A 26,622-nucleotide genomic window follows, 5' to 3' on the forward strand; every position below is an offset into this window, starting at 1 on the left:
TGATTATCCTTGTAGTAAAAGCTGGAGAATATGTATGATTAAAGAAAACCAAAGAGTATTAAACCAATTAAATATATTTACAGATGGCACTATTATTCTTCTGGCCATGGTTATTGCATATGTTTTACGTTTCTTTGTTTTCAAAGGGCAATCTGGTCACATAACATTAGAGAGCTATATAAGTCTTGGTTTTGTGGTTATTCCAGTATACCTTCTTGTATATACAGGTTTCGGACTCTATGAATCCTTTCGCCGTAAAGACTTTTCACAAGAACTGGGGCTGATTATCAAATCAAATTTTATAGGTATCATTCTTCTTCTGACCTGTCTTTTCATATTTAAAAAAATTGACTTGTCCCGATGGACATTAGTTTTTTTCTTTATTATAAATATATTGGGCACTGCAAGTAAGAGATTCTTTGTCCGGGATATATTAAAAAAATACCGGCAGAAGGGATACAACATTAAACATGTCATCTTAATAGGTGATGGAGCATTAGCAAAAGATTACCTCAATGCTGTAAATAAGAACAAATCCTTAGGATTTTCAATTATGGGATATATATCTTCCTTTAATAAACTAAAACAACTTCGTCATCTTGGAGATTATGATCATATTTATGAGACCATTGAATTATTTAATGCGGATGAAGTCGTTGCAGCTCTGGAAGCTGATGAGTTCCATTTGCTTCCACAAATCATCAACGACTGTGAAAAAGCGGGGACGAAGCTATCGGTTATACCATTTTACTCAAAATTTATGCCATCCAATCCTTATATGGATGAGATAGAAGATATACCTCTTATTAATATGAGGCACATTCCTTTAGACAATGTACTCAATTCCATGGCAAAACGAATTATGGATTTCACAGGTTCTCTCATATTAATAGTATTAGCGTCTCCAATGATGCTGATTGCTGCCATAGGTACTAAGCTATCATCTCCAGGCCCTGTAATCTTTAAGCAGGAGCGGGTGGGATTAAATAAAAAATCTTTTACCATGTATAAATTCCGTTCTATGCGGATAAATACCGTAGGAGCTACTGGTTGGACAACAGCCAATGATCCAAGAAAGACTAAATTTGGTTCCTTTATCCGGAAATTTTCCATTGACGAGTTGCCTCAGCTTTTCAATGTACTAAAAGGGGACATGAGTCTAATCGGCCCAAGGCCAGAACTTCCATATTTTGTGGAACAATTTAAGGAGAGCATTCCATTATATATGGTCAAGCATCAGGTCCGTCCCGGTATGACAGGTTGGGCACAAGTCAACGGTTTTCGCGGAGATACTTCTATAGAAAAACGTATTCAGCATGATATTTATTACATAGAGAACTGGAGTCTTATTTTTGATATACGTATATTATTCCTGACACTTTTCAAAGGTGTGGTTAATGGGGAAAAATTATAGATTAATAAAAACGGAGGAAAAATAAAATGACTAAAAAACTAACGTATCTGCCTGCAGTATTTACAATACTTCTGATATTTTCCACTGCAATGGCAGGATCCTTTGATCTCACAGTTCAGAAATGGACTGCACTGGCAGGTTTGCTTGTGATACTTATACTAATGCTTACACCAAAAGCAAAGCATATCCTAACAGCTTATACGGTACCACTTTTAATCGCGGTTACTGGTTATGCCATCTGGAATGGTATTTCCATTTTTTATTCAGATATTCCTAAGACTGCTTTATTTGAATTTACAAAATTGATTATAGCTTTAACTGCTTTTTTTACAATACTGGCTTTTACTGCCCCTACCAAAAAGAATTTCAAAATTGTTTCTGCCATTATAGCTATAACAACTGCTTTTTTTGGTATCATATCTGTAGATGCAGCTTCTAATGGCCCTTTTGCTTCAATTTTTAAAGCTTTTATGGAAATCTTTACTGACAGTATGAAGTTCTTTGGTGTCTTTGAAAATGGTATTCGTATTACTGGTATATTTGGTAATGCCAACACTTTTTCTGGTTTTGCCGCACTGGGTATACTTTTTTCCCTATTTCTTGTAATGAATAGCAATTCAAAAAAAGGTCATGCCATATCACTAATATTGTTAGCCATCAATTCATTAACGTATTTATTGCTATTTAGTATGGGATCCATGTTTATATTTTTTATATCATGTATTCTTATGATTATTTCCAGCAAGAAAGAAGAACGTTTCAGTACTTTTGTCTTAATGGCTGAAACAGCAATCATTACTACAGTTTTCACAGGTTTTTCTTTGATTACGTTAGGTTCCTCACCATTTATCCCTTTACTTGCAATTGTTCTGAATGCTTTATTTCTTTGGGTTGTTGATAAGTTTCTTCGTCAGCCACTTAGTAATAAGCTTATGTCCAACACAAAAACAAGTCTTTATGCAGGTATTATAATTGTTGTGTTTATTATTGGCTACCTTATTGCTGCATTTAACGTTACCGGTCCACTAACCTTATCCCCAAATGAAACAGTTATGCGTGCAGCTTACCTCGACACAGGTTTATATAAATTAAATGCCACCATAGATTCAAATGATTCACAGGGGGGTTCTCCTATGATTCCTACCGTCAGAATTACTACCCAAAATGAAACCAATTTAAAGCTACACACGTCTACGGAGCTTTACAACGGTTCTTTAGACAATGCCCAATTCACAGTTCCCAAAGATTCCAAAATCGTTAAATTATATATTACTGGCAGCCCAAACGGGAATCTTTTAGATAAATTAACTTACACACTTGCTTCAGAAGAATCAACAAATTCTCAATCCGGTTCAATTAAGCTTGGTTATAAGCTTTTTCCTGAGATTGCCGCAAACCGTATTCAGGACCTTGGTGCCAATGAAAACTCAATTCAGCGTTTGGTATTTTTTGAAGATGGATTAAAGTTGTTTAAGCAAAGTCCTCTTATCGGCAAGGGGCTAGGCGGCTATGAAACTGGAGTTTCTTCTGTTCAAAATTTCTATTATGAAACAAATTATGTCCATAATCATTATATTGAAGCGCTCTGCGACTTGGGAATCATCGGTTTTGCATTTTTCATGTCTATTCTTGTTTTATGTGTGATTGCTTTGCTGAAACTGTTTAAACAAAGCAAAGCCTCCAATTACAAAAATGCTGCTGCTTTTGCCCTTCCACTCATGACTGCATGTTTGTTTCAGATGTTTGGCCAGGCTGGTACAGATGCGGTCTGGTCTGCAGGGCCTTTTTTGGTGATTGCTTTTAGTGTACTAGCATTACTAATTATTGCGAATTCTTCCTTCTTCACGGAAGATAATCTTAGTGCAGGAAGCATCTTTACATCAGTTAATAAAAGTGCTGCTGAAGGTTCAGATTCAAAGAAAAATATTACTGGTCCTTTGGTCTTAAAAGTTATTATAACTTCTGTTACCATCGTAATGGCTGTTCTTCTTTGTTTAAACCTTTATGCAAGTGGTAAAGCAGCTTCGGGGAACTGTACTATGGAACAAATTGCTTCTCTTTCTAAGATTGATAAATTTGAGAGTAACGATTATAAGACCACTTACATTGTAACTACAAGCACTTATGGTCTAGTTGAGAATTTAAATCAGGCCAATAAATTTGCCAAGGATATGAGTAAGAATACAGATATCTCCTTAAATTATTTGCTGCCGTTTTACTTCAATACTGGGCAAAATGACAAGTTGTTTAAAACTGCGGATTTAGCTATTCAGAATCAAAAGGCCTCACCAAATATGTGGAATCGTCTGTTTGAAATATTTGATACTGCTATTGACTCAAATAGAGAAGATCCAGTTCCCGTTCTCCTTCATTTATTCAAACATAAAGAATACTATATTGAAGGTGTACTTGATTATTATAAAGATTTACAAAAACGAAATGATACCTACTTAGATGATGTGATGCTTGTTAAAGGAAATGTTGCTTTCATTGGAAAACTTCTTGCTCTTGAACCCCTTGACCAGTCTCAGCTTCTCCAGGCCATGGATGTGTTTTCAAAAACTATTTTTGACTCACAGTATGCTGTAGATGCTAACAAGGATGGAATTCCAGATAATGTTTCTGCCTTATCAGGCAGTACAGTATGGGGCAAGACAGCAACTGGGAAAGCCTCAGCAAGCAAAGGAAGTAAGTTCATTGGAAGTGGATTCGATGGAAGTATGACAGCTTCAGCTGGCACTACCATGGAACTTCAATCTTACTGTGTGAAGGGCGGAGAATATACGGTACGTTTAGCAGGTTTAACAGGCTTAAATGGAGCTGCTGCTCCTAGAGACATCACTGCATCTGTTGATGGTCAGCCTTTAACTGTTCAATATGACTCTGAGGGAGCTTTTGTAAAAGTTCCATTGAAAGGAGCCATTCAGGCAGACAAAGCTAAAAATATTGAAGCTGCACCAGCAAGTACTGAGAAAATCACGGTTTCCTTCCCAACAGGTGGACAGATGACTAAGATTACGTTAAAAAAATAATTTAAGTTAATTCACATTTAAAAATACGGATGACTTTGGCCATCCGTATTTTTTCTTTTATTTCTATGATATAATAGCTGATGAAATTTAAGATTTATCATAATCAGGAGGAAAAATAATTAATATGAATGATATCATTATCGATAAAGCTATTTTACATATATTAGATACCAGCATTGACGCCCCAGTTTTGGCAGATAAGCTCATGTCTTTCAGCTCACAGGCCGATGAATTTCTTAAAACTCACATTGCAAGAGCTATGGAAGATGGAGACATCAAAAAAGGCGGTTTTAAAGAAGATGCAGAGGAATTCAATACAGAAGGGTTTAAAGGTGCTATCAGCAATTTAGAGCCTGCTGCGTTTATTGTGGTTTCCCAGCAGCTGGCACAAAATATATTTGATCTTGCCCTTGCTAACCCTGGGATTCCTGCTGCGGACGTTCTTATGTGCCATTTTAAGTATGACAATGGCATATACTTTGGTATCCTTAAATTCAACTATAAGCAATCCTATATACATCACTTTGCAATGGTGGGAGAAGAAAAAGAAACTGGAATCATTAAGCAGAATGCTACCATTGCAAATGAAAATCAGAAATTAGAGGAGTTTGCATTCATTCGTCTGGATGACTTCAGTATATTAATTAAAGAAAAAAAATATGAAATAAACGGAGCAAAAGAGTTCTACCTTTCCAACCGAATTCTAAACGTTACAACGGACTTATCCCCTAAAACAAAGGTAAAAATTGTAGAAAAGGCAGCAGAAAAAGTCATTAAAGAATATTATGGTGATGATCCACTTAAGGTCTCCCAACTGAAGACGGAGCTGAAAACCTGTGTGGATGAAAGCAGTATCGTAGAAATAGACCGAATAACCAATGCCGTATTTGATGGAAATATCTCTGCCCAGCAGCGATATAAAGATGAAGTAGCGCAAAAGGGTATTTCCCATGGGGCTTTTGAAGTGACTTCAGAAATTGAAAAAACAGTTGCCAGGAAGCAGAAAATAACAACAGATACGGGTATTGAAATAAGTCTGCCGGTAAACTATCTGGAAAACCAGAAAAATATCGAATTTATCATGAACGAGGATGGCACCATGTCAATCTTAATTAAATCAGTGAATATTCGTTAAAATGGAAAACAGAGCCTCTGAGATATATGTAACTGATATGTACCCTCTTTACTGGACACCCAGTAAGGAGGGTTATTTTTATGCGTTACTCTTATGAGTTCAAAAGAAAATGCGTTGAAATGTATCACAGAGGAACTTATCCAGAGACTCCAAAAGGTATATCTGAATGGAGATTCCATAAAACAGTACGCCATTGGGTACGGTTAGAGGAGGCCCAAGGTCCTACTGCTTTACAACACCAATGCCATAACAGAGTTTGGGCACCAGAGGAAAAATTAAGATTAGTTTCACAGGTTATTGCCGGAAAAGCATATGCTGAAATTGCTATTGCCAATGGAATAAATTCAGGGCGTTGTATCAATGGGTACAAAAATATAAAATGAAGGGGTATAATGGTTTGGTAGAGATGAAAAAAGGTCGACCAAACAAGGAGCCCCAAATGAAAAAGAATGTAAATCCAGCACCACTTACAGAATCAGAACGCGAAGAATTAATTCGTCTTAGAACAGAAAACGAGTATATTAAAGTAGAAAATGAAGTAATAAAAAAAGAAATCGCCTTGAGAGAAGAAAAACAAGCTGCGCTACTCAAGCCGAAAAGCAGCGATCATTAAGGAACTTCGAGAAAAAGGATATCAGTTAAAATATTTATTAAAGGCTATAGGCATGGCGAAGTCAACTTATTATTGTGAGTTGACCAAAGTCGATGCTGTAGAAACTAGAAATAAAGAATTGGCAGATGAGATTAAGGTAATATTTGAATATCATAAACACAGATATGGTGTTAGGCGAATCCATAAGGAGCTGCAGAATCGAGGGTATAAAGTGAACCACAAGTGCGTTCAGCGCCTTATGCATAAGATGAACTTTCTTGGGAAACGTCCAAAAGAAAAGTATCATTCTTACAAAGGAGAAGTCGGAAGGATAGCGGATAATGTCATAGATAGAGATTTTAGCACAACCGCCCCTCTGCAAAAATGGACGACAGATGTTTCACAGTTCAGCTTCTCATGGGGAAAGTGTTATATATCGCCTATTTTAGAAATGAATACAAATAAGATTATTTCATACGATTTATCGTTAAGCCCAAATCTAGAGCAGATTCGTCGTATGTTAGAGAAAGCTTTCGAGAAGTTTCCGGAAGTTGAAGGATTAGTATTTCATTCTGACCAAGGCTGGCAATATCAACATGCTTATTTTAGGGAAACATTAAAAGAACATGGCATGATTCAGTCCATGTCTAGAAAAGGGAATTGTTACGATAACTGCATTATAGAAACTTTCTTTGGCAGACTCAAAAATGAAATGTATTATGGATGTGAGAAGGATTATTTTTCGTTTGAACAATTTTCAGATGCTGTTGGAAAATACATAGATTACTATAATAACAAAAGAATTCAGGCAAAAACAAAATGGATGCCTCCTGTAAAATACAGGGAAGCATCCATGTGTTCCGCCTAGTTCATAAATGAATGTGTCCAGAATTCTGGGTACATATCAAACTTATCACATTCCAGGCTCTGTTTATCTTTTCAAAAGCTTAATAAATTTATTATCCATTAATGACTACATATTATAGAATCTTGTTTGCTATTTGATCCATGTCACCCATGCAAAACGCTTTCATTGTCTCCCACTTATATGCACTTTGAATGATGTTTTCCATATCAGAATACACAGGCTTCCAACCTAACAGCTTAACTGCCTTTCTATTCTCTGCTACAAGTACTGGGGGATCCCCTTCTCTTCGTTCACAGACCCTAACAGGCACGTTCTTTCCTGTAACTTTTTCAATTGTAGAAATCAGTTGTAAAACTGAAACGCCTTCTCCTGTCCCCAGATTAAAGCAGTCAAAACCTGTTAGGTCTTGAGATTTGCAGTTCTCTTCCAATATTGAATCATTTTTCAGCAGTCTTTCTAATGCCAGAATATGAGCACTTGCCAGATCCTTTACATGAATATAATCCCTGATACAACTTCCATCTTCTGTATTATAATCCTGACCAAACAATGAAAATACATCACGCTTTCCAGTAACCGTTTCAAGAAGCAGCGGAATAACATGAGACTCCGGACTATGTGCTTCTCCCAGACCAGCCTCATAGGCTGAACCTGCTGCATTAAAATATCTGAGCGCTATGGAATTCAGCCCATATGCCTGTCCATAGTCCTGCATAATCCGCTCAATCATAAATTTGGTCCACCCATAAGAATTAATAGGGGATTGTTTTTCATTTTCTGTAATTGGCACAACCTCTGGCAAGCCATACGTGGCACAAGTTGAAGAGAATACCAGTTTACTTACACCTTTAGCCAGCATGACATCAAAAAGCCTTTTGCTGCCTATAACATTATTTTCATAATACTTAGCAGGATTGCTTACGGATTCACCCACTAAAGAACTGGCTGCAAAATGTACTACTGCACTTATCTGGTGGCTATCAAAAACAGACTCCAGTTGCTTTGTATTACCCAAATCGCCTATTACCAATTCACAATTTCTTACAGCCCACTTATGTCCTGTAGAAAGATTATCGTAAATTACCACTTCATAACCTTTTTCCTGCAAGGCGCTCACTGTATGACTTCCAATATAACCTGCTCCACCTGTAACCATAATTTTCATATGCTACTCTCCTAAAAAATATCTTTACGCTGCATCATCAAAAATCTTCCCATCATCTGGTTCAATTTCAGGGTTTACATAAACATGATTCGCTTTCACCTTTTTTAGTATCTGCTGCTTCAGTTGTTTTAACTCAGGATACCTGTCAAAAAAGTCAAACTTAGCCTGAACACCGGGCGTATCTGCTGATTTTAAGAAAACATAAGCGCAAAAACTCTCTGCCAAATCCTCCGCACATTCCGTTGATGCATACCCAGTTACAAACTCTGATTTATGGCGATCATAAAAATAAGCATTTTCTGGATCTGTAGCCCAGTCATTTATCATATCTTTCCAGAACGCTTTATAGTATGCCTGCAGATATGAATCTTCGTTAGCCACACATTCCCAGTCACTATATCTATTTTCAGGATAATACTTCTCATTATCCCCAAAATACTCTACCTGCTTTTCGTTTAGAGTCAGGTAATGACACATTTCATGAACAACCGTATAAGGAAACAACCCATCGTCCTTTATATCTGCTGGGTCTACTGTCATACACCAAGTCTTTCCCTGATCATCTACAGGTATAACGTAAGCATACGTACCCAGTTCACCATCTCCACCTACCTTAAAGTATTTAAAGTTTGCAAATAGTTCCTTGGGCAGAATGTCTGTTACTGCCTTCCAATTCTTTTCAAGATTTTTCTGCTCCTTTTTAGACAGTGAATCTAATCCATTTTGGGAACCCTCCTGATATACAGCATTAAAGGCAGGTGTAATTACAAACATACCAAAATTTTTCTGATTTTTATCATCTAATAGATTTAAGGCAATTGCATCTGCATCCAGTTTTCTGTATTTACCTACTATGTCCTTAATCTCCTTGTTAATATCTACATCATACTGTTCGTCATCATTTTCAGTTGCCTTAAAATATTCTTCTCTTAGTTGATTTAACTTGTCCCAATCTTTTCTCGAAAGAATCTTTTTAAGATTAGCCATAGTTTCCTTGCCATAATCCAGCTTTGGATCAGGCTTATCTTCCTTATAGTTGTCCTCCCCAAACTGCCTGATAGTTTCTTTGTCCAGCAATGCAGTTATTTTCTGCCAGATTTCAGTTTCTTTATCCGACATTTTGTAGTCTTTTTTCCCCTCGCGCTCCTGCATTAATATATCGGCTTTATGTAATAGGGTTCCCACATCACTTCGGACCTGCTCTGTAGCATTCTCATTTAAATCACCCAGCAATGCTGTCAGCTGCACATTTTCTTCTTTCGATAACTCCAGTTTTCCACTGACGGAATCTGTACAAGTTACAACAAGTAATATTAGGCAAAAAAGTATTAAAATAAAGACTTTATTACCAACTTTCTTCTTCATATATAGCCCCCTACTATTAATAGCTTAAATTAACATGCTTTCTTGATTTTATTATGCTCAAACCAATTTATTGTCCGTTAAACAGTTCAAATCTGTATTTCTGTTTTGTGACGTTATCGGGCCTGCCAGAATCAATCTCTTCTGAAAACATATCCAGTGGTCTTACAAACATTCCATAGGGTTCATATAATGCCTGATAAGAGACCATCCATTCCCTGGTCTCTGTATGCATCACGATGTCATGAACATAATAAAGCTTCCCCTTAAAATGTCTATAGGGTCTTTTAGTGATAATTCGTCTAGTCATTGTCCTCACCTCTAAAATTACATTTAAATAATGCTGTTCAGTATATATCTAGATAATTAATATTAAAAATAATCAGTTTTAGCCTGTACAATCTTTAAAGGGTTTTTATTTAGCCATTCTATTAACCTTTCTTCATCATTTATTACATTTTGATCCCATTCTTTAGCTGAACTACTGCTATATAAACTATGTTCATTACCAATGTCCACCTTATATCTTATATGGTAACTAGTAAATTTAGCCTTTCCTGGTATTGCATCTGTATTTTCCCTATCTGGATTATGTTCTTCATAATGTTTAATAAAATTAAAGACTGACATTTTAGTTATGATTGCACTATAACCATATATGCTATAAAACATTCTCTTTTTAATCTCTATTCCTAAAATTTCAGCCATGCTACCAGATTTTTTATCTGCCCGTTCATTCAATATATTTGTTACTCCATAAACCAGACTTTCAGTGCCTATACAAAAATCCTTTTTCATATAATCGTCAAAGGCATTTTCTGCTATCCCTAGCCTAACTTTACGTCCATCACCATGCCAATTTGCAAAATTTATTATATATTGTAATGTGAGATTTTGTTCCGCCCCTCCCAATATAATTCCATACTTCATATTTTGAAAATCAGCAGCATATGGAAGCAATCCATCCTCAGAATCTTTAGGTACTGCTACAAAACGTTTAACAGGAATAACCATCTGCTTATTAAAAAAGTGTTTCAATAAAATTTTCACTTTATTATTATTAGAAGTATCGCCTAAAAATGTAGCTCCACATAACATAAATACTTTATTTTCATCTGCTTCGTCTGTCCATTGAAATATATCAGAAGACAGACAATATTCTACAAAAGTTTTTGTCAAAGCAATTTTGCCTTTATCCTTCGGGATAAAGTCCTTTGAGACACATATTTTAAATTTTTGTTCTGATTTTTTTAAATCCAAGAAACTCTTAGAAAAAAATGCACTCACAAATAAAATTCCAAACACAGCATTACTTACATTTAAAGCTCGATCTTTTTCTTCAAAGATTTCACTCTCCAAGCATGCAGCTAAATATTTCGAAGAATAATCCATAAAAAATATAAAATATTTTAAACTTCTCTTCAAAAAACTAATCCAATTGTCACCAAAAGAAATAATCAGGCTATCTATGGCTCTTATCTCATAATATGGTTCACCAGAATAAAATACTTGTACATTATTTCTATATTTTCTTCCTAATGCAGCTGTTATCTGACTGTCCGAAACGGTCCCTACTTGTGGATTCCAAATTTGAAGTGGATTTTTAAAATGCCTAGGCACCAATACATAGCTTAAATATTTCCTAGCACTGACCACCGCGCCGGTTGCGCTAGATATACTAGAAAACAACAAATAAAGAGTAGTGCCTGCCAGAATTATCCCCTTTATTGATGCAAAATACAAGACACTTTTTCCTTGAAAAAGTTGGTGAAAAAAACCATATACTAAATCGCTCATAGAAATACAACATAAAACCGTAAGCACCAAATATTTGATAGTGGCTATATGATAAAGCGACCAAATATGATAATCGCAAGAAATACATTTCTTAACAGTATCCATATATTTTTTATCAATATTATTTCCTAAAAACAGATAAATTTTTTCTCCTACTGCATGCATGCTATATCTCCAAAATTCTATCAGAATAACCTATTTTACATCATCAGGCAAACTCAGTAAATAGCGCCCATATTCGGTCATTTTTAATTCATTTCCGATTTCTAAAAGCTGTTCTGTTGTTATGTATTTTTTTCTCCACGCAAGTTCTTCGATGCACGAGATATAAAACCCTTGCATATCCTGTACAGATTGTACAAATTCAGCAGCTTTAAGCATTCCTTTGGGTGACCCTGTATCTAGCCAAGCCATACCTCTTCCCATTAAGGTAACATTCAATCTACCCTGTGCTAAATATTCATTATTTATAGATGTAATTTCTATTTCACCTCTAGCCGAAGGTTTAACATTTTTTGCTATTTCCACAACCGAATTATCATAAAAATATAATCCAGGTACTGCATAGTGTGATTTAGGTTTCTCTGGTTTTTCTTCAATAGATACAACTCTATTATTATCATCAAATTCAACAACTCCAAATTCCGTCGGATTTGCTACTGGATAACCAAATACTGTTGCCCCACCATTTTCAATCTGCTTTTTAGCAAGTCCAAGAATCCCTGAAAAACCTTGTCCATAAAAGATATTATCCCCCAAAGCAAGGCAAACACTGTCACCGCCAATAAATTCCGCACCTAATATAAAAGCATCGGCAAGACCTCTTGGCTTCTCCTGTACCTTATATTTTATGTCCATCCCAATTCTAGATCCATCACCTAATAACTTTTCATAATTAGGTACATCCTCTGGTGTGGATATCAGTAAAACCTCTCTTATTCCAGCCACTATCAATACTGATAGCGGATAGTATATAAGTGGTTTATCATAAATTGGTAGAAGTTGCTTTGAAACAACTTTTGTACTAGGATATAACCTAGTCCCTTTACCTCCTGCTAAAATAATTCCTTTCATTCTATCTCCTTCTTATATTTCTAAAGGTAAAAAATTTTTGACCTAGAAAATTTAAAATTGTGAATAACCCCATCCCAAATATCATTGCTAAATTTTCTTGAAATTTAGAGGACTGATTTTGGACCAAGAAAGTAATTAATGGTTTGGACACCCCATAGGCTATAAAATAGCATATAGCTATATTGCAAATGAATTTAATTATTTGAGTAAAATCCTTTTCTTTATTTCTAAAAGTAAAATATTTATTCAAAAAGAAGCTTAATATGCTTGCTAAAACATAGTTCATAGAAGAAGATAACCAATATGAGCAGTTCATAATATTATACATTGTAAACATAATCAGACTTCCTACAATAGTATTTAACACTCCAACAATTAGAAATCTTACAGTTTCTAAATTTAAATATTTTTCAATCATTTTCTATATAACCCTTATCCCCTATTAAGATTGGCTAAGCATTTATTTGGTCTTCTATGATGTACTTAGGTCTAAGTTTAATTTCATCATAAATCTTACCAATATAATATCCAATCGTCCCTAAACTTGTCATTAGTGCTCCACCCATTATAAGCAATAATAAAATGACTGTAGAAAACCCTTCTACCGCTGCTCCCATAAAGTATTTATATAAAGTAACACTTCCTAAATATGCAGATAGAATCATGAATATTACACCTAAAATAGTAACAATTTGTAAGGGTGCAGAACTAAAGGATGTTATATTGCTTAATGCATATCTAAACAAACCCTGAAAATTCCACTTGGTCATTCCATATTTTCTTTCTTTTACCTCATACTCCATCTTAGTTGACTTAAATCCACACCAAAAACTCATTGCCCTAAAAAATGGTCTTCTTTCAGGCATTTTTTTTATTATATCAACTACCTGTCTATCTAATAATTTAAAATCAGAAGAATTGCATAAATCTAATTTAGTAAGTTTATAGATAATATTATAAAATATTTTAGAGAAAAATTTATATATGACGGGTTCCTTTCCCCTATTAACTTTGATGCCTTCTATTATTTTATATCCTTCTAACCATTTATTGTACATATCTACTAATATTTCTGGGGGATGCTGAAGGTCACAATCAAGAACAGCACAGCATTCTCCCTTAGAAAAATTCAATCCCGCCGAAATAGCCATTTCTTTACCAAAATTTCTACTAAATTTATAACCTTTTATATTCTGCATTAATTGATTTGCACATTTTATTTTTTCAAAGGTATCATCTTTGCTACCATCGTCTATAAAAATTAATTCATATTCTATCTGGTTATCTTCTAATATCTGGCAAATCGTTTCCGATGTTATTAGAATATTATCGGCTTCATTATATGCGGGAATTATTACTGTCAGCATTGTACTTCTCCTTATGTAAGACTATACATCAATTTCTAGATATAATTGTTTTAATTTTGTTAAGTTACTTATATCTGTAACATTACAGGTTACTACATAATGTCCCTTTTCCTTAAATGTATATTTAATAAAGGAATCATTTAGTATCTCAGTTTTGTATACTTCTTGACCTTGAAAAACAATAGTATATTGATATCGGAAATTAGATAAATCATATATAAGTTTACTTTGTGGGTACAAAGATACAACGAACTGGTATTGTAAATTATCACTCTTTGTAAAATTTATTTCCCTAGTTAAAAAGCCATCATCAAAAACCACCTGAGTATTAGGTGGCAAATCCCAATACTTTTTTATACTCTCGGCATAATAACTGCTATTTAAATTTCCAATAAGCCGATCCGAATATGAAGGTAAAACTAAAATAGGTGAAGTACATTTATTTAAATATACATCGCTTTTGTAAGTACTAATAATATTTTGTCGGCATTTTGTAATAGAATGAGCATCACACAATATATTTGCATAGATATCAATTCTAAACAATAGTATTAAAATTATTACAATATTACATAAAACTTTAAAATCTATATTCTTAAATAAAATCTGTGACCAAACATAGCTACATAGCATTGCAATCGTATAAGTCGCAAAAATCATATTTCGCTCGCCCGGCGCAATTAGCACAAACATAACAGAAAATGCCGCTGCTATATACAAGTAATAAAATATATTTCTATTTTCTTTTAATAAATGAATAATAATTATAATTTGTAATACTAAAACAAGAGATGTAATTATCGTCAGACAATTTGCATTTAAAACATCAAAAAAAGATGCATTTATCCAACTATAAACTGATATTGGAAACTGAAAACAAGAGTTCACAAAAATCCTCAATCCTAAATAAATAGTAATAAAAACTGTTTCTATTGCTATAAATCCAAAATAAATCAAGTTAGTCACATTACTTCTGAATCTATTAATTGCCTTTGTTTTAAATGCAATTAAAATAACTAAATTTAAAATTAAGAAAATAAATAACTGTGAATTTACTAACATATTCAAAACTTGAGGGACATTGCAAAATAAAGTTTTAATTAAACTGCTCCCCTGTGCACTACCAAACCGTTGCCAGATGCCTGGGGAAAGAAACATAATTAAACTGCCGATTATACTTCCCCAAAATAAGCTATCCAAATTGCGATTTTGGTTCTTCTGTAAAAACAGTTGAGTTTTTAAGCAGAATAAAAAAACAACTAAACCTATTGTTAAATTTTCAATCCATAAACTTGCCACTATTGAAATTAAAAATAGAAAAATCTTGGACATTATTTTTGTGTTAGAAAAAAATATAAATCGATTCTCCTTAGACGTAGCTATTAAAATGCATATTAAAATACATAGCATACCCATGTTATATGGAATGCTTCCATTAATGTGTAGCTGTATTTGTGAACGAAAATTGCTTGAAACTCCCAAAATAATAAGAAGAAGTATTATTAAATTATTTCTGGTTGATTTAATTCTAAAGATCTTCGTTATTGTCCACATTTGTAATACATAAATTAATGGCATAATAAATATGTATGCATAGGAATATAAATCAAAGAATGCAGTTGAAAAATTATGAGCCAATCGTCCATTCAGATATGTCCATGATCTAATCAAACCACAAATAGTACTTACATAATCTGAGCTATACCAATTAGCAATTTCCCAATCATCGCCCCCTCTTGGTAAATTAATGCACATTAATAAAAATAATATATATATGCATATATAAGGTGCATTTTTTATAACTATTTTTTTCATTAAGAGATATCCTTTCTTTTAAAATTCATTTAAAGCATCTATTACATATTGCACTTCTTTTTCTTTCATTCCTATATACAAAGGCAAAGTAAGTGCAGTAGATGAAATTTCTTCTACAATAGGTAAATCCCCTTTTTTATAATCTAAATCAGTAAAAGCTTTTTGCAGATGCATTGGAATAGGATAATGTACTAATGTGCCTATTCCTTTTTCTCCCAAATACTTCTGTAATTCATCTCTTTTTTCAGCACGGATAACAAATAAATGCCAAACATGAGAACAGTTTTCAGTAATCCTGGGTAGAGTAATTTTAGCATTATTAATACCTTGCATATACATTTGTGCAATCTGTTGTCGTTCTATGGTCCATCGGTCTAAATATCTAAGTTTAACTCTTAAAAATGCTGCCTGTATTTCATCAAGCCTTGAATTAATTCCTTTAAAATCATGATGATATTTTATTGTGGATCCATAACAACCTAATGCACGGATTCTATCAGCAATATCCTTATTGTTTGTAACAATGGCGCCACCATCACCAAGAGCTCCAAGATTTTTCCCTGGATAAAAGCTAAATGCTGCTGTCATGCCAAAAGACCCGGCTTTCTTACCCTTATATGTAGCACCGTGTGCTTGAGCCGCATCTTCAATTACATATAAATTATATTTTTTCGCAATTTGACAAATACTGTCCATTTCAGCCATTTGTCCATATAAATGTACTGCAATAATAGCCTTAGTATTTTTAGTAATGCATTTTTCTATATGTTCATAGTTAAGATTATATGTATTAATATCAACTTCGCAAAATACTGGAGTTGCTCCAGCGTAGATTACTGCTAAAGCTGTTGCAATAAAGGTATGTGAAGGCACAATAACTTCATCCCCCGCTCCAACCTCCAAGGCTTTTAAAGATAGGTATATTGCATCCATACCTGTACCTACCCCAATGCAATATTTTGCACCGCAGTACTCTGCAAATTCCCTCTCGAAATTATCATATTCCTGTCCTTGTATAAACCAGCCTGCATCATAACACCCTTCAAATGCATCCTGTATTTCTGTCTTTATATCTTCGTGCATATATTTAAATGTTGAAAATGGTATATTCATTGCTATTCTCCTATCAAATTATTTTCCGTCAAAAATCTAGCAAATTCAAAATCTGTATTAGTTGTTATTTTAAAACAATATGGTGTGCTTTTTATCATCATAGGTTTAATTCCCTTATAGGTGAAAATTTCTGAAAGTCCTAAAAGCTGCTCTTTTTCATATGGTTTAAGGCTTTCATAAATGTCAACAAAATTTTTCAAGCTGCAAACCTCTGGTGTTTGAATAGAAAACAATGTGCTTTTTGTGGGAATTTCATTAATATAGAACCCATCTTGTGATTCAGCAACCCCATCAATTATTTCTGATCCAAGGGTTACTATTGGATATTCCTTGGCTCCCTTGATACATTTTTCAATTAAGTTTTCAGAAACAAAAGGTCTGTTTGCATCCATTAGCATGATGCTATCATCATATAAGATTTGAAAATTATTAGTTAAATACTCTACTATGTTTACAAAGGTATTCATTCTTAGATTATCACCAATAACAATCTTTAAATTGTCTGTATTTCTAAAATTATCATGTATAATTTGTTTTGTTAAGCCAACATGTTCCTCTAGCACACCAATTACAATATATTTAAACTGATTGCTCTTAAGTAAATGATTAATTGTATATGCAATTATAGGAATGTCATTTATTTTCATAAATTGTTTAGGTATATCCGTTAAACCCATTCTGGTTCCCTTACCCGAAGCTAATAACGCACAATAATTCATTTTTTATTCCTCACTATTAACCGCATAACAAACTGTTTCTATTCCCATTAAATTATGATGCCTCATAAAGATTTTATACTTAGGGTTTAAATTTTTTATATATAAGGGTATTTCCCAATGGTGCTCTACTTTATGATATACACAAATAGCAAGCTTTGGTTTAAACTGCTGGATTGTATTTTTTGCTCCCTCTAAAGCCTCAAGCTCTGCACCTTCAACATCCATTTTAATAAAAGAAATATCTTCTTTTTCTTCTAAAACAGAGTCAAGGTTTACGGCTTGTACTTTAACATTGCCTAGATTGTTTATCGTTGATCCCATCGTTCCTGCTTCTAAAAAATATAATATGTCATTTTTGTTCCATACCGCATTATTAAATATTTCTATATTATTATATTGGTTCATTTGTTCTTCTAAGTATCCAAAATTTTTTTATCTGGTTCAAAACAATATGCTTTTTTGATATTTCCGACAATGTTCATCAATTCTATAGTATCTTCACCATGATACGAACCACAATCTACGAAAACTTCATTGTTAGTTATATTAAATATTTGCTTTTGAAAATACTCATTGTCTTTATAAATAGCTTTTAGGTATCTACTATCTTTTGATACCATATAATTCAGCTTTTGGGAAAAAGTTTGCTGTGACAGCTCATCCTCTAGCAGATTGTACACTTGTCCAATTTTACAGAGATTATTATTAATAATATTTTTGACTATATTATCAAACGGATAAAATAACTCAATATGATAAATCTTATTAAATTGACCATCACTTATTATCTGTGATTCAATTTCAGAGACATATTTCTCATTGCATACTGTAATAAAAAATATACAATCTCTATATATTTTTTAAGCTCCAAAAAAGGCAGAATTTTTATGCCAGCATATGTTTTGCCGCATTTATTTAAATCATTATCACAGATTGCAGATACCTGTATTCCTTTTTCAGTTAAATTCTCTAAGACAAAACTAAGTATACCTCCTGCACCCCATAAAATAATGGGCAACTCCATTTTTTTTACTTTTTTAATAACCTCATATGCCAAATCTTTTTTAAGATCAAGCAAACTCGTTAATCTTTCATTAAAACACATAATCCGCCCTTTCTTGCTCTTCCTCAATAGTTTTATTAAAAATGTATTCTTTAATCCTATTACCGCATTTACCATCTACAATACCTAAGTGGTATACAGCCTTTTTCATCCGTTCTTCTTTAAAAGGATCTTTTCCTTGAAAAAATAGCTCCAAATTATGCTCAACTTCTGAAGGAGTATTTATCCAATAATAACACTCCGCAATACTGTCTTTTGGCATTACATAACAATTTTTTCTAACAGTATAATAAACAGGCTTTCCTGTTGCAACATACTCAAAAGTCATTGATGGTCCCCCATCAGAAATTAGTCCATCCGAAAGTGCAAATGAGGTTAAATAATTATCTGTGTTATCAAGAATAATATTTTCGATTTTGTCTACTTCTCCAATTAGTGATGTCAATTCATTCTCATTCAAGATTCCTCTGTTTACTAATGTTGTAAATAGATAAGGGTGTGGCCTCCACAACAAAATTACATTAGGATGATTTTTAAAATAATGGAAAATTGCTTTGTAATATTCCATAAAAGCTCCACAACTACTCTCATCCCTCCAAACTGTGTGATGTGAATTGTACAAAAGAACTTTTCTTCCATTAATTTTTTCTTTAAATACATTATAGGCATCACTATCTACACTTTCCAGCCCTTTAAAAAGGTTATCGAATTTTGGGTGCCCAAAGACAACCATATTTTTCCCAGTATTATATGCAAATTGCTGAGCATCCTTTTTAAACTTCTCTGAATATCCTACCCAAAGCCATGCAAAATAGCATATAGGCATGTGGTGCCCATTATATATACTAGAATGATTGTTTTCTAAATCAAAAAAAGCATATGGGCAATAAATATTTCTTTCAACCACCTTTCTTGTTTCAAGAATATAAAAATTAGGTGGCACTATCGTGCCTCCTCCATATGGTTTGTTAGTTATTGTAAAATCCGGAGATGATTTGCATAAATCATATTTTTCATTCCTCGTAATATCGTATCCCATTTTTTTGTATGTTCTATATACATCTACAAATTTGAATTGTGCATCAAACTTTTCCGGGAAATCAATCATATCAGTAATAAAACGGCTATCATTTATAATAGCCTCATACACGGAACTGAGAGATGGCCAAACTGGTATATCTTGAGCTTGAAATAATATTCTAAATTTTTCCTGGCTGTCATTCTTCGCAGATAACAAAATTTTGTCTAGTTCTTGCATTTTGGGGTCTATTAATAACTTTTTCAGTCTATGCATAAAATCAATATAAATTTTATCCCCATTGGTTATGCCCCAAATACTGCCATCTGCACGTTTTTCAACTCTTTTTATTTGAAATTCAATTTCATCGCAAATTAGTCCTAGGTTTCGATTTAGTTTTCTGTGGGGCGTCTTCTTAATATTGCTTACTAGTCTCTCAAAGTAAATCCATCTTGTAAAATTCATTTTATCTTTCAAAATATTTCACCGCTTCGTTTTTATAATCATTATAGTCTCTTATATAATCATCTTCAGAGTAGTATTCAGAAGCAAGTACTAATAAAACTGCATCTTCAGAGAACTCAAACATTTCTCTCCATACCATATGCCCTATATACAATCCTTTATCAGATTGGTTTAATTCTACAACTTCTTCTTCAAACGGTGTGTTAACCAGTATTTTCACACTTCCACTTACACATATAAGCACCTGTTCTAAATATCTATGTGAATGAAATCCTCTGGTAACATCATTAGGAACATCAGAAATATAGTATATTCTTTTGATTTTAAACGGTATATCCTTTTCAGCTTCAACGGGAACTAGAAATCCCATATCACTACCCATCTTTGAAAAATTTATAACTTTACAATTACAAACCATTATAATCTCCTTCTTCACTTAACAGGTTTCTAATTTTCTTGGCTGGTACTCCTGCATATACACAATATGACTCCACATCATTAATTACGACACTTCCCGCTCCTATAACTGAACATTTCCCTATATTAATTCCAGGCAGCACAGTTACATTTGCCCCAATCCACACTTCATCTTCCACCTTTATATTCCCTGAGTAAGTTAACTTGTTGGCAACATACTTTAGTTTATTAATTTCAACTCCATTATTGGCAGAAGAATTACATACAAATACTATGTTTGGCGCTAAAGATACATTTTTACCTATATCCACACAAATGGGATTGTCGTTTGGAACCACTCTTAACCCAAAATTTGAAAAGGTGCCTTCTCCCATTTGTACTCCCAGCCTTTTTAGATACGCCTTCCGAATTCTCGCATCTGAATATGAATCTGCAATAAGCTTACATAATCGCATTGGCATGTAATCCACAGATTTGGCCAACATTTGATATAACACTCGATCCAGCTTAATTAAATTCACTATTAACACTCCAATCTTAAATATTCTTTTATAATATTTGCTATTTTTCTCATATCATTTACATTATATCTTTGATCTATTGGAATTGGAAATAAATATTCAGATATATTTTTTTCAAAATTACCTGCATTTGAAAAATCTAAAACACATTTCCACCACTGTTGAATATATATTTTATGCTTAACCAGTTTTTCCCTAAGCCCTTTATCTTCTACTACTAATGGATATACCATTGGTATTTGCTCTTTTATATTTGTATTTAATTTATTTATAGTCCCTAGTTCTTTTTTTAATGCCCCAAAATTTTTAACCCGCTTAGCTTTAACGCTTTCATAATCAATTGACTCTAAAACACGTTTTGTAAATTTAGACATTGCTAAAACACCTTTTGCTATTTCAGCCTCATTCGCCAAGTGATCATGATATGCGTCATTCGTAGAACAATCAACACATTTTGCCATAAACGCTATTCTATCAAATGAATTATCTCTCTGAAGCTTTGTTTTTTTGATACCATCTTTTATTAAATATGCCCCGTCGCTTACTCCAAAAAACTTTCTACAGGAATATACGTTGTACGCATTTTCAAATGGTTTTGAAAAAAAAGCTTGCGTATTGTCAAATATCACATTTTTAAAATTTTTATTAATACATTCCAGGTTTTTCCTGCTTATGATTCCATAGTAGTTTACATATAAAAGTAATTCATCTTCCCTTAATTCTACGTCTTTGGGCATAAATTCTTCATCAATACTATATAATTCATAGCGTACTTTTAATCTTTCTAGTGTTTCTAACACTGTATGGCAATTATAGTAAGGTATAAATACTTTGCTTGGTCGTGCATCTGAAATTGCATAGGAAATTGCACTTCTTCCACAATTCAGCCTTACCATATTTTCTTCTTCACTTATATAATACTCTTGCTTTTGTGGCAATTCTAATGGCAAGTACCCGCCGTATTCTTTCATATATTGATTCACCTACAATCTTTTATAAAAGGTTTTATTTAGGGAATAAATACTGCCATAGCTTTCTTTATTTTTAATTAGTCCCCAGTTAAGAACGTTTCCATTTTCATTGGTTGAAATTCCCCAGGAAAGTTTTTTATAGCCTTTATCCCTATAATATTTAATTACTCCATAATACAAAAAAGTAATAGGGTCTAAACGTCCATAGTTTTGGAATGGGTCTGTCGACAAATTCTGAGCATGTGCGACTCCTAACTCTGGAAACTGAAACATCATACCTGCTGCCAGCATCATTTCACCATAAAAAACTCCAAAGAACTTAACATTATTACAGAGCCTTTTGTTTTTAAAATCCAACAATTCAGTAACAGAATGTATTGGGGCAGCATTATGTTTGGACAAATTCTTACAAAGGATTTCATGGAATGCTTCTATCTCATCATCCTTTTCCAATTCCCTAAAGCAGAACTCTGATTCAACCATTCTTCTGACCAATTTGCGTTTATTCGCATTAAAAGAATACAGAAAGTCCCCCTCTAAGCTGGTCAAATCTACATATGCGCTTAGCTCTTCATAATTATCATATCCATTATATTTTAAAAGATATTCTAAGAGGGCAGGTGGAGTTTTGCAAAAAATATCAGGTGTAATCTTCAATATTACCTGATCAAAGTTGTTTTGTTTCAAGTATCCTTCAAATAAATTAATCATGTCCTGCACATAATGTGCTTGATAGTATCTACGGTTTATGATAAACCCTCCGTATGTACTTCCTTTATGTGATATGAAAACCTTTTGGCCATTATCATATACTACACACCCAGGAATAGCACAATAAGTGTTTCCTGAACCATCGTCTATAACTAGGGAATTATCTCTAAACCTTTCTTTAGGATGATAATCCAAAAAATTTTTACTTTGAAGAAATGTACCATTCATAGCCTCTTCATCAATAAATTCATCCCACTTTTTCTTTAATTCCTCTCTATACTGAATAACTTCAAACACACTATCACCTCTTAAGAATCTTTTTTAGTCCGTTTTTTACAGGAATATAGATAAAATATAGCGTACGTATACATATACCTGTTAAAAACAATCCTACAGCTGCTGTGCAAAATAGTGCGGCAAAATAGCAGATATAATAGTTTAAATCATAACTAATAAACTCAGCTAAATTAAAAAATTTAGCTACTAAAAACAAAAATATAATGGTTAGAATAAAATTTTTATCACTAAATTTTGTTAAGAAAACATCTACCAACTTGTGCCTGAGTCTATTTAATCCTTCTCTCAACAGCTTAGGCGATTTTTTCACCATAAACTGAAATTTATCTGCTCTGCTCATTTGCTGCCACTCATATTTTTGTATCCATAAAGCCTTTAAAAAGTCATATCTTGTTTTTAGCTGATGCGACAAACTTTTTTCCATTGTACTCAAATATGGCATAATTTCTATTTCCATAATGGCTATTTCATCTTTAAAAAAGTTTTTATTAAACTGTTCAATACCAGATTCGTTGCCATGGCAACCACCTCCCCCTCTATGTTTGGATACTTCAACATCTATATAGCCCGGTTTATATCCGAGTCTAGTCATTTTAAGGAAAAATGCCCAATCCTCAACTAAAAATATATTTTCATCAAAGTCTCCTAAAACCTTAAAGGCTTTCATGTTATAGGTTGTAGCAGCTGTTGGTATATACATATCCGCCACAAGCGTGTGGTACATTTGGGTAGGTTCCATATTTTGCAACCTGTGGACCACTTCATGCCTTGGCACTACTTCAGTGAATTCACAAAGTTCATTGTCATACATTCCGCATCTTCCACACAATGCCAAGGGTTCATTACAATCAAAAAAACCTTTAACAATATTAGAGATTGAGTATTTATCATAAAAAGCATCATCCGCAGCCATAAACATTATATAATCTCCGTTTGCCATAGATTTTACTTTGTTCAAATGTTTGCAAGTACCTAAGTTTCTCTCATTATTGTTGATTTTTATGTATTTGATATTAGGATGGTTGTACCTATGCTGTTCAAAATAACTTAGTAATTCATCTTCACGGAAATCATCAGATCCGTCATTAGATACAATTAATTCGATGTTATCATAATCTTGTATAAACACCGATTCTATGGCTTCTTTTATAAATCTATAATTCTTATAAGCCACAATGCCTACTGTAAATAATGGTTTATTATGCATCTCTCTTCCTCACAATACTCTTTTTTATCTTCTTTTTTAATTGAACATATAAATCGAAAAACAAATATCTACCTCTAAACAACAACTTGCTGTATTTGTCCATATTTTCGTAACTCTTTAACTTAATATACTGGTAATTTACAAATTCCCTATTTATTAAACTGAGTCTATTCAAATAAGGAATAATCTCTTTTTCATAGCATAAAATCATGTCCTCCCTTAATAGCTGGGATTCAAATGCTGTCCCAAACCTTGAGCTATTCCCGCCTATTCCATATTTTACTGTTATGCTATCTAAAATAGGAATTTTTACACCATTTCTCGAAAGGCTTAGCCATAATGGAAAATCTTCTAAATATCTATATTGTTCATCAAATCCATTCGTATCAAAGAATTGCTTTCTAAGTAACATACCTACTGAGCTGATTATATTAGAAAAAACTAATACAGTATATAATTCATCTGGTGCTTTATTTTTTATAATTCTCACTCTTCTAGCATTAGGAAATAAATAATACTCTTTTGATAACTCTTCAGAGCATACTAGTGAAATTGACACAACGACATTTTCTGTCCTTGATTCTGCAAACTGTTGTAATCGACTTAACGATGCTCTCTCATAAAACGCATCTCCACAGGCTAGGAATTTTATATATTCACCGTTGCAAAGCCTAGCTACTCTATTTGCATGTGCTACTGTTCCTAAATTGGTTTTGTTCACATTTATAGTAACATTCCGTACATTGCCCTGGCTTTTTTTTTCTATATATTTAATAATGTTCTGCTCGTCAAAGTCCCTGGAGGCATCATCGGAAATAATCAGTTCAATATTAGGGTAATCTTGAAAAAATACCGAATCCAATGTTCTGTAAATGTTTATCTGATTATTGTATGTCAGTACAGCAACGGAAACTAAAGGGCAATTATTCGAAGGCACTGTGTTGTTTTGACCACTCTTCATATTCTCTGCAAACAAGTTCAGACTCTCCCTCCATCACCTTTTCTCCTTTTCTTAACCATATTGCCTTATTACATAGCTTTTTTACCTGGCCAATAGAATGTGAAACAAAAAGCATTGTAGTACCTCCACTTCTTAGTTCCTCCATTTTTTCCCCACATTTTTTTTGAAATGCTGCATCTCCAACTCCCAAGACTTCGTCCACTATGAGGATTTCTGGTTTTACAAGTGTTGCAATAGAAAACCCCAGTCTGGCGCCCATTCCTGATGAAAATTTTTAATAGGAACATCAATAAATTTTTCTAATTCTGAAAATTCTACTATTTCTTCATATTTTTGCTGCATAAAATTCTTTGAGTATCCCATTACGGCACCATTTAGAAAAATATTCTCCCTTGCTGTCAATTCAGGATCAAAGCCTGCTCCCAGTTCTATTAATGGTGCTATTGTCCCATTCACTTCAATCTTACCACACGTAGGCGAGTAAATACCACTTATACACTTTAAAAGTGTAGACTTACCTGAGCCATTGGCTCCTAATATTCCCAAGGATTCACCCTTTTTTACATTTAAAGAAACATCATTTATTGCATAGAACTCATTATAATTTAATTTCCCTTTTATCCTCTTCACCAAATATTCTTTGAAACTATCTGTTTTCTCAGATGCCAGATTAAATTTCATCGAAACATTTTTGATACTAACAATTGTATTTTCCATTATTTGCTCCCGTATTTTATATATATAATAAAAAGTCTTTTTCTCCTTTTTTAAACGTATACATTCCTATTCCCATAGCTAATATTGCAAATGCCATGCATACTACATTGTCACGCAAAGATGGGATGTTTCCATACAATACAACATCCCTAAAATAATTAGCTATATGATACATCGGATTAAATTTTATAAAAAATTGTACCTGTTCTGGAACCGCATTTATCGGATAAAAGATAGGGGTAAAATACATCAATATCTGAGTAAATATTGAATATAAATAAAACATATCCTTGAAATATGTCCCTAGGACAGACATAAACAATCCAACTCCTAAACAAATAAAAAACAAGTATATTATTGGTATAGGAAATAACAGTATCGTCCAATATATTTTAGTATGAGTTGCTATGATTACTATTAATATTGCAACTAAAGCTAATAATAAATTGACAAAACTAGATAAAACTTTAGACAATGGTATAATCAGTTTTGGTAAGCTAACCTTATTTATTAATCCCGCACTTTGCGTTATAGACTGCATAGCCATCCCTGTTGATTCGGCAAAAAAATTAAACGGAATCTGCCCACATAGCAGATAGATAGGGAAATTATCTATATCAAATCTAAATATATATGAAAAAATTATCGAAACAACAATCATCATTAATAATGGATTTAACAGACTCCAAAGATATCCCAGATAAGACCTCTTATACTTTACATTTAAGTCCCTGGCAACCAGCTGTTGCAAAAGCCACCTATATTTATAAACTACCTTAAAAAGCATTTATCCCTCCTACAATTCCATCTATTGAACTTTA

At 33.2% G+C, this 26,622-nt stretch carries 29 protein-coding genes; 6 read left to right on the forward strand and 23 right to left on the reverse strand.

Annotation, left to right across the window (positions count from 1 at the left end; translation table 11 throughout):
• The first annotated feature begins 34 nt into the window (after window positions 1–34).
• The 6 genes from Ami3637_RS06225 (at window position 35) to Ami3637_RS06245 (ending at window position 7,041) form a co-directional block, all read left to right on the forward strand.
• Complete coding sequence (locus tag Ami3637_RS06225; RefSeq protein ID WP_162361813.1) at window positions 35–1,414, forward strand: undecaprenyl-phosphate glucose phosphotransferase; 1,380 nt, start codon at window positions 35–37, stop codon at window positions 1,412–1,414.
• Window positions 1,415–1,440: 26 nt separating this feature from the next.
• Window positions 1,441–4,446 (forward strand): O-antigen ligase family protein, encoded by a 3,006-nt coding sequence (locus Ami3637_RS06230; protein ID WP_162361814.1) that lies wholly within the window; start codon window positions 1,441–1,443, stop codon window positions 4,444–4,446.
• 124 nt (window positions 4,447–4,570) lie between these two features.
• Complete coding sequence (locus Ami3637_RS06235; RefSeq protein WP_162361815.1) at window positions 4,571–5,581, forward strand: nucleoid-associated protein; 1,011 nt, start codon at window positions 4,571–4,573, stop codon at window positions 5,579–5,581.
• Between the two features lie 80 nt (window positions 5,582–5,661).
• The gene (locus Ami3637_RS17345) at window positions 5,662–5,964 is read left to right on the forward strand and encodes a transposase (RefSeq protein WP_243158118.1); all 303 of its coding nucleotides are present in this window, start codon (window positions 5,662–5,664) and stop codon (window positions 5,962–5,964) included.
• 56 nt (window positions 5,965–6,020) lie between these two features.
• Window positions 6,021–6,194, forward strand: coding sequence for a hypothetical protein (locus Ami3637_RS17350; protein WP_243158119.1), 174 nt, complete (start codon window positions 6,021–6,023; stop codon window positions 6,192–6,194).
• The gene (locus tag Ami3637_RS06245; RefSeq protein ID WP_243158159.1) at window positions 6,190–7,041 is read left to right on the forward strand and encodes an IS3 family transposase; all 852 of its coding nucleotides are present in this window, start codon (window positions 6,190–6,192) and stop codon (window positions 7,039–7,041) included. The genes Ami3637_RS17350 and Ami3637_RS06245 overlap by 5 nt, the downstream gene beginning before the upstream one ends.
• 112 nt (window positions 7,042–7,153) lie before the next feature.
• On the opposite strand, the gene galE is transcribed toward Ami3637_RS06245, so the two are convergent.
• From galE to Ami3637_RS06355, 23 genes are all read right to left on the reverse strand, one after another.
• Window positions 7,154–8,206, reverse strand: a complete 1,053-nt coding sequence (gene galE, locus Ami3637_RS06250; RefSeq protein WP_162361816.1) for a UDP-glucose 4-epimerase GalE — start codon at window positions 8,204–8,206, stop codon at window positions 7,154–7,156.
• A gap of 24 nt (window positions 8,207–8,230) precedes the next feature.
• Window positions 8,231–9,571 (reverse strand): hypothetical protein, encoded by a 1,341-nt coding sequence (locus Ami3637_RS06255; protein ID WP_162361817.1) that lies wholly within the window; start codon window positions 9,569–9,571, stop codon window positions 8,231–8,233.
• A gap of 67 nt (window positions 9,572–9,638) precedes the next feature.
• Entirely contained in the window at window positions 9,639–9,878 is a 240-nt protein-coding gene (locus Ami3637_RS06260) for a DUF1653 domain-containing protein (protein ID WP_162361818.1), read from the reverse strand.
• A gap of 62 nt (window positions 9,879–9,940) precedes the next feature.
• Entirely contained in the window at window positions 9,941–11,530 is a 1,590-nt protein-coding gene (locus Ami3637_RS06265) for a hypothetical protein (RefSeq protein ID WP_162361819.1), read from the reverse strand.
• Between the two features lie 30 nt (window positions 11,531–11,560).
• Window positions 11,561–12,439 (reverse strand): glucose-1-phosphate thymidylyltransferase RfbA, encoded by an 879-nt coding sequence (rfbA, locus tag Ami3637_RS06270; protein WP_162361820.1) that lies wholly within the window; start codon window positions 12,437–12,439, stop codon window positions 11,561–11,563.
• Between the two features lies 1 nt (window position 12,440).
• Window positions 12,441–12,857 (reverse strand): GtrA family protein, encoded by a 417-nt coding sequence (locus Ami3637_RS18940; RefSeq protein ID WP_162361821.1) that lies wholly within the window; start codon window positions 12,855–12,857, stop codon window positions 12,441–12,443.
• A gap of 34 nt (window positions 12,858–12,891) precedes the next feature.
• Complete coding sequence (locus Ami3637_RS06280; protein WP_162361822.1) at window positions 12,892–13,806, reverse strand: glycosyltransferase family 2 protein; 915 nt, start codon at window positions 13,804–13,806, stop codon at window positions 12,892–12,894.
• Window positions 13,807–13,827: 21 nt separating this feature from the next.
• Window positions 13,828–15,621, reverse strand: coding sequence for a DUF6056 family protein (locus Ami3637_RS06285; protein ID WP_162361823.1), 1,794 nt, complete (start codon window positions 15,619–15,621; stop codon window positions 13,828–13,830).
• Between the two features lie 18 nt (window positions 15,622–15,639).
• Window positions 15,640–16,734: a DegT/DnrJ/EryC1/StrS family aminotransferase gene (locus Ami3637_RS06290; protein ID WP_162361824.1), complete on the reverse strand. Its 1,095-nt coding sequence runs from the start codon at window positions 16,732–16,734 to the stop codon at window positions 15,640–15,642.
• 2 nt (window positions 16,735–16,736) lie between these two features.
• Window positions 16,737–17,453: a D-ribitol-5-phosphate cytidylyltransferase gene (locus tag Ami3637_RS06295; protein ID WP_162361825.1), complete on the reverse strand. Its 717-nt coding sequence runs from the start codon at window positions 17,451–17,453 to the stop codon at window positions 16,737–16,739.
• Between the two features lie 3 nt (window positions 17,454–17,456).
• The gene (locus Ami3637_RS06300) at window positions 17,457–17,858 is read right to left on the reverse strand and encodes an FkbM family methyltransferase (protein WP_162361826.1); all 402 of its coding nucleotides are present in this window, start codon (window positions 17,856–17,858) and stop codon (window positions 17,457–17,459) included.
• Window positions 17,859–17,866: 8 nt separating this feature from the next.
• Window positions 17,867–18,073 carry a hypothetical protein gene (locus tag Ami3637_RS06305; protein WP_162361827.1) on the reverse strand — a complete coding sequence of 69 codons (207 nt, stop codon included), beginning with the start codon at window positions 18,071–18,073 and terminating at the stop codon, window positions 17,867–17,869.
• A 164-nt stretch (window positions 18,074–18,237) separates the two neighbouring features.
• Window positions 18,238–18,558, reverse strand: a complete 321-nt coding sequence (locus Ami3637_RS06310) for a hypothetical protein (RefSeq protein ID WP_162361828.1) — start codon at window positions 18,556–18,558, stop codon at window positions 18,238–18,240.
• Complete coding sequence (locus Ami3637_RS06315) at window positions 18,548–19,999, reverse strand: hypothetical protein (RefSeq protein ID WP_162361829.1); 1,452 nt, start codon at window positions 19,997–19,999, stop codon at window positions 18,548–18,550. The genes Ami3637_RS06310 and Ami3637_RS06315 overlap by 11 nt, the downstream gene beginning before the upstream one ends.
• A 1-nt stretch (window position 20,000) precedes the next feature.
• Window positions 20,001–20,417, reverse strand: a complete 417-nt coding sequence (locus Ami3637_RS06320) for a sugar 3,4-ketoisomerase (protein WP_162361830.1) — start codon at window positions 20,415–20,417, stop codon at window positions 20,001–20,003.
• A complete protein-coding gene (locus Ami3637_RS06325) occupies window positions 20,407–20,937 on the reverse strand; it encodes an acyltransferase (protein WP_243158120.1) in 531 nt (176 codons plus the stop codon). The genes Ami3637_RS06320 and Ami3637_RS06325 overlap by 11 nt, the downstream gene beginning before the upstream one ends.
• 2 nt (window positions 20,938–20,939) lie before the next feature.
• Window positions 20,940–21,908: a hypothetical protein gene (locus Ami3637_RS06330; protein WP_162361831.1), complete on the reverse strand. Its 969-nt coding sequence runs from the start codon at window positions 21,906–21,908 to the stop codon at window positions 20,940–20,942.
• 12 nt (window positions 21,909–21,920) lie between these two features.
• A complete protein-coding gene (locus Ami3637_RS06335) occupies window positions 21,921–22,916 on the reverse strand; it encodes a GNAT family N-acetyltransferase (RefSeq protein ID WP_162361832.1) in 996 nt (331 codons plus the stop codon).
• A 4-nt stretch (window positions 22,917–22,920) separates the two neighbouring features.
• Complete coding sequence (locus Ami3637_RS06340; RefSeq protein WP_162361833.1) at window positions 22,921–24,123, reverse strand: glycosyltransferase; 1,203 nt, start codon at window positions 24,121–24,123, stop codon at window positions 22,921–22,923.
• Window positions 24,116–25,099 carry a glycosyltransferase gene (locus Ami3637_RS06345; RefSeq protein ID WP_162361834.1) on the reverse strand — a complete coding sequence of 328 codons (984 nt, stop codon included), beginning with the start codon at window positions 25,097–25,099 and terminating at the stop codon, window positions 24,116–24,118. Before Ami3637_RS06345 ends, Ami3637_RS06340 begins: the two co-directional genes overlap by 8 nt.
• Window positions 25,047–25,343 carry a hypothetical protein gene (locus Ami3637_RS18420; RefSeq protein ID WP_330586861.1) on the reverse strand — a complete coding sequence of 99 codons (297 nt, stop codon included), beginning with the start codon at window positions 25,341–25,343 and terminating at the stop codon, window positions 25,047–25,049. The genes Ami3637_RS06345 and Ami3637_RS18420 overlap by 53 nt, the downstream gene beginning before the upstream one ends.
• Window positions 25,304–25,801 carry an ABC transporter ATP-binding protein gene (locus Ami3637_RS06350; protein ID WP_330586862.1) on the reverse strand — a complete coding sequence of 166 codons (498 nt, stop codon included), beginning with the start codon at window positions 25,799–25,801 and terminating at the stop codon, window positions 25,304–25,306. Before Ami3637_RS06350 ends, Ami3637_RS18420 begins: the two co-directional genes overlap by 40 nt.
• Before the next feature lie 16 nt (window positions 25,802–25,817).
• Window positions 25,818–26,588: an ABC transporter permease gene (locus Ami3637_RS06355; RefSeq protein ID WP_162361835.1), complete on the reverse strand. Its 771-nt coding sequence runs from the start codon at window positions 26,586–26,588 to the stop codon at window positions 25,818–25,820.
• Between the last annotated feature and the right edge of the window lie 34 nt (window positions 26,589–26,622).

Origin of the sequence: Aminipila terrae (assembly GCF_010120715.1) — a bacterium.
GTDB classification, from domain to species: Bacteria; Bacillota; Clostridia; order Peptostreptococcales; family Anaerovoracaceae; genus Aminipila; species Aminipila terrae.

Excerpts from the sequence above, each read along its gene's own strand:
- Ami3637_RS06340 (WP_162361833.1), bottom strand. The coding sequence starts at position 24,123 with ATGCATAATAAACCATTATTTACAGTAGGCATTGTGGCTTATAAGAAT.
- Ami3637_RS06295 (WP_162361825.1), bottom strand. The coding sequence starts at position 17,453 with ATGAATTATTGTGCGTTATTAGCTTCGGGTAAGGGAACCAGAATGGGT.
- Ami3637_RS06285 (WP_162361823.1), bottom strand. The coding sequence starts at position 15,621 with ATGAAAAAAATAGTTATAAAAAATGCACCTTATATATGCATATATATA.
- Ami3637_RS06350 (WP_330586862.1), bottom strand. The coding sequence starts at position 25,801 with ATGGAAAATACAATTGTTAGTATCAAAAATGTTTCGATGAAATTTAAT.
- Ami3637_RS06230 (WP_162361814.1), top strand. The coding sequence starts at position 1,441 with ATGACTAAAAAACTAACGTATCTGCCTGCAGTATTTACAATACTTCTG.
- Ami3637_RS06290 (WP_162361824.1), bottom strand. The coding sequence starts at position 16,734 with ATGAATATACCATTTTCAACATTTAAATATATGCACGAAGATATAAAG.
- Ami3637_RS06255 (WP_162361817.1), bottom strand. The coding sequence starts at position 9,571 with ATGAAGAAGAAAGTTGGTAATAAAGTCTTTATTTTAATACTTTTTTGC.
- Ami3637_RS17350 (WP_243158119.1), top strand. The coding sequence starts at position 6,021 with ATGAAAAAGAATGTAAATCCAGCACCACTTACAGAATCAGAACGCGAA.
- Ami3637_RS06280 (WP_162361822.1), bottom strand. The coding sequence starts at position 13,806 with ATGCTGACAGTAATAATTCCCGCATATAATGAAGCCGATAATATTCTA.
- Ami3637_RS18420 (WP_330586861.1), bottom strand. The coding sequence starts at position 25,343 with ATGGGCGCCAGACTGGGGTTTTCTATTGCAACACTTGTAAAACCAGAA.
- Ami3637_RS06300 (WP_162361826.1), bottom strand. The coding sequence starts at position 17,858 with ATGAACCAATATAATAATATAGAAATATTTAATAATGCGGTATGGAAC.
- Ami3637_RS06225 (WP_162361813.1), top strand. The coding sequence starts at position 35 with ATGATTAAAGAAAACCAAAGAGTATTAAACCAATTAAATATATTTACA.
- Ami3637_RS06260 (WP_162361818.1), bottom strand. The coding sequence starts at position 9,878 with ATGACTAGACGAATTATCACTAAAAGACCCTATAGACATTTTAAGGGG.
- Ami3637_RS18940 (WP_162361821.1), bottom strand. The coding sequence starts at position 12,857 with ATGATTGAAAAATATTTAAATTTAGAAACTGTAAGATTTCTAATTGTT.
- Ami3637_RS06315 (WP_162361829.1), bottom strand. The coding sequence starts at position 19,999 with ATGAATTTTACAAGATGGATTTACTTTGAGAGACTAGTAAGCAATATT.
- rfbA (WP_162361820.1), bottom strand. The coding sequence starts at position 12,439 with ATGAAAGGAATTATTTTAGCAGGAGGTAAAGGGACTAGGTTATATCCT.
- Ami3637_RS06330 (WP_162361831.1), bottom strand. The coding sequence starts at position 21,908 with ATGAAAGAATACGGCGGGTACTTGCCATTAGAATTGCCACAAAAGCAA.
- Ami3637_RS06305 (WP_162361827.1), bottom strand. The coding sequence starts at position 18,073 with ATGGTATCAAAAGATAGTAGATACCTAAAAGCTATTTATAAAGACAAT.
- Ami3637_RS06265 (WP_162361819.1), bottom strand. The coding sequence starts at position 11,530 with ATGCATGCAGTAGGAGAAAAAATTTATCTGTTTTTAGGAAATAATATT.
- Ami3637_RS06320 (WP_162361830.1), bottom strand. The coding sequence starts at position 20,417 with ATGGTTTGTAATTGTAAAGTTATAAATTTTTCAAAGATGGGTAGTGAT.
- Ami3637_RS17345 (WP_243158118.1), top strand. The coding sequence starts at position 5,662 with ATGCGTTACTCTTATGAGTTCAAAAGAAAATGCGTTGAAATGTATCAC.
- Ami3637_RS06235 (WP_162361815.1), top strand. The coding sequence starts at position 4,571 with ATGAATGATATCATTATCGATAAAGCTATTTTACATATATTAGATACC.
- galE (WP_162361816.1), bottom strand. The coding sequence starts at position 8,206 with ATGAAAATTATGGTTACAGGTGGAGCAGGTTATATTGGAAGTCATACA.
- Ami3637_RS06310 (WP_162361828.1), bottom strand. The coding sequence starts at position 18,558 with ATGTGTTTTAATGAAAGATTAACGAGTTTGCTTGATCTTAAAAAAGAT.
- Ami3637_RS06355 (WP_162361835.1), bottom strand. The coding sequence starts at position 26,588 with ATGCTTTTTAAGGTAGTTTATAAATATAGGTGGCTTTTGCAACAGCTG.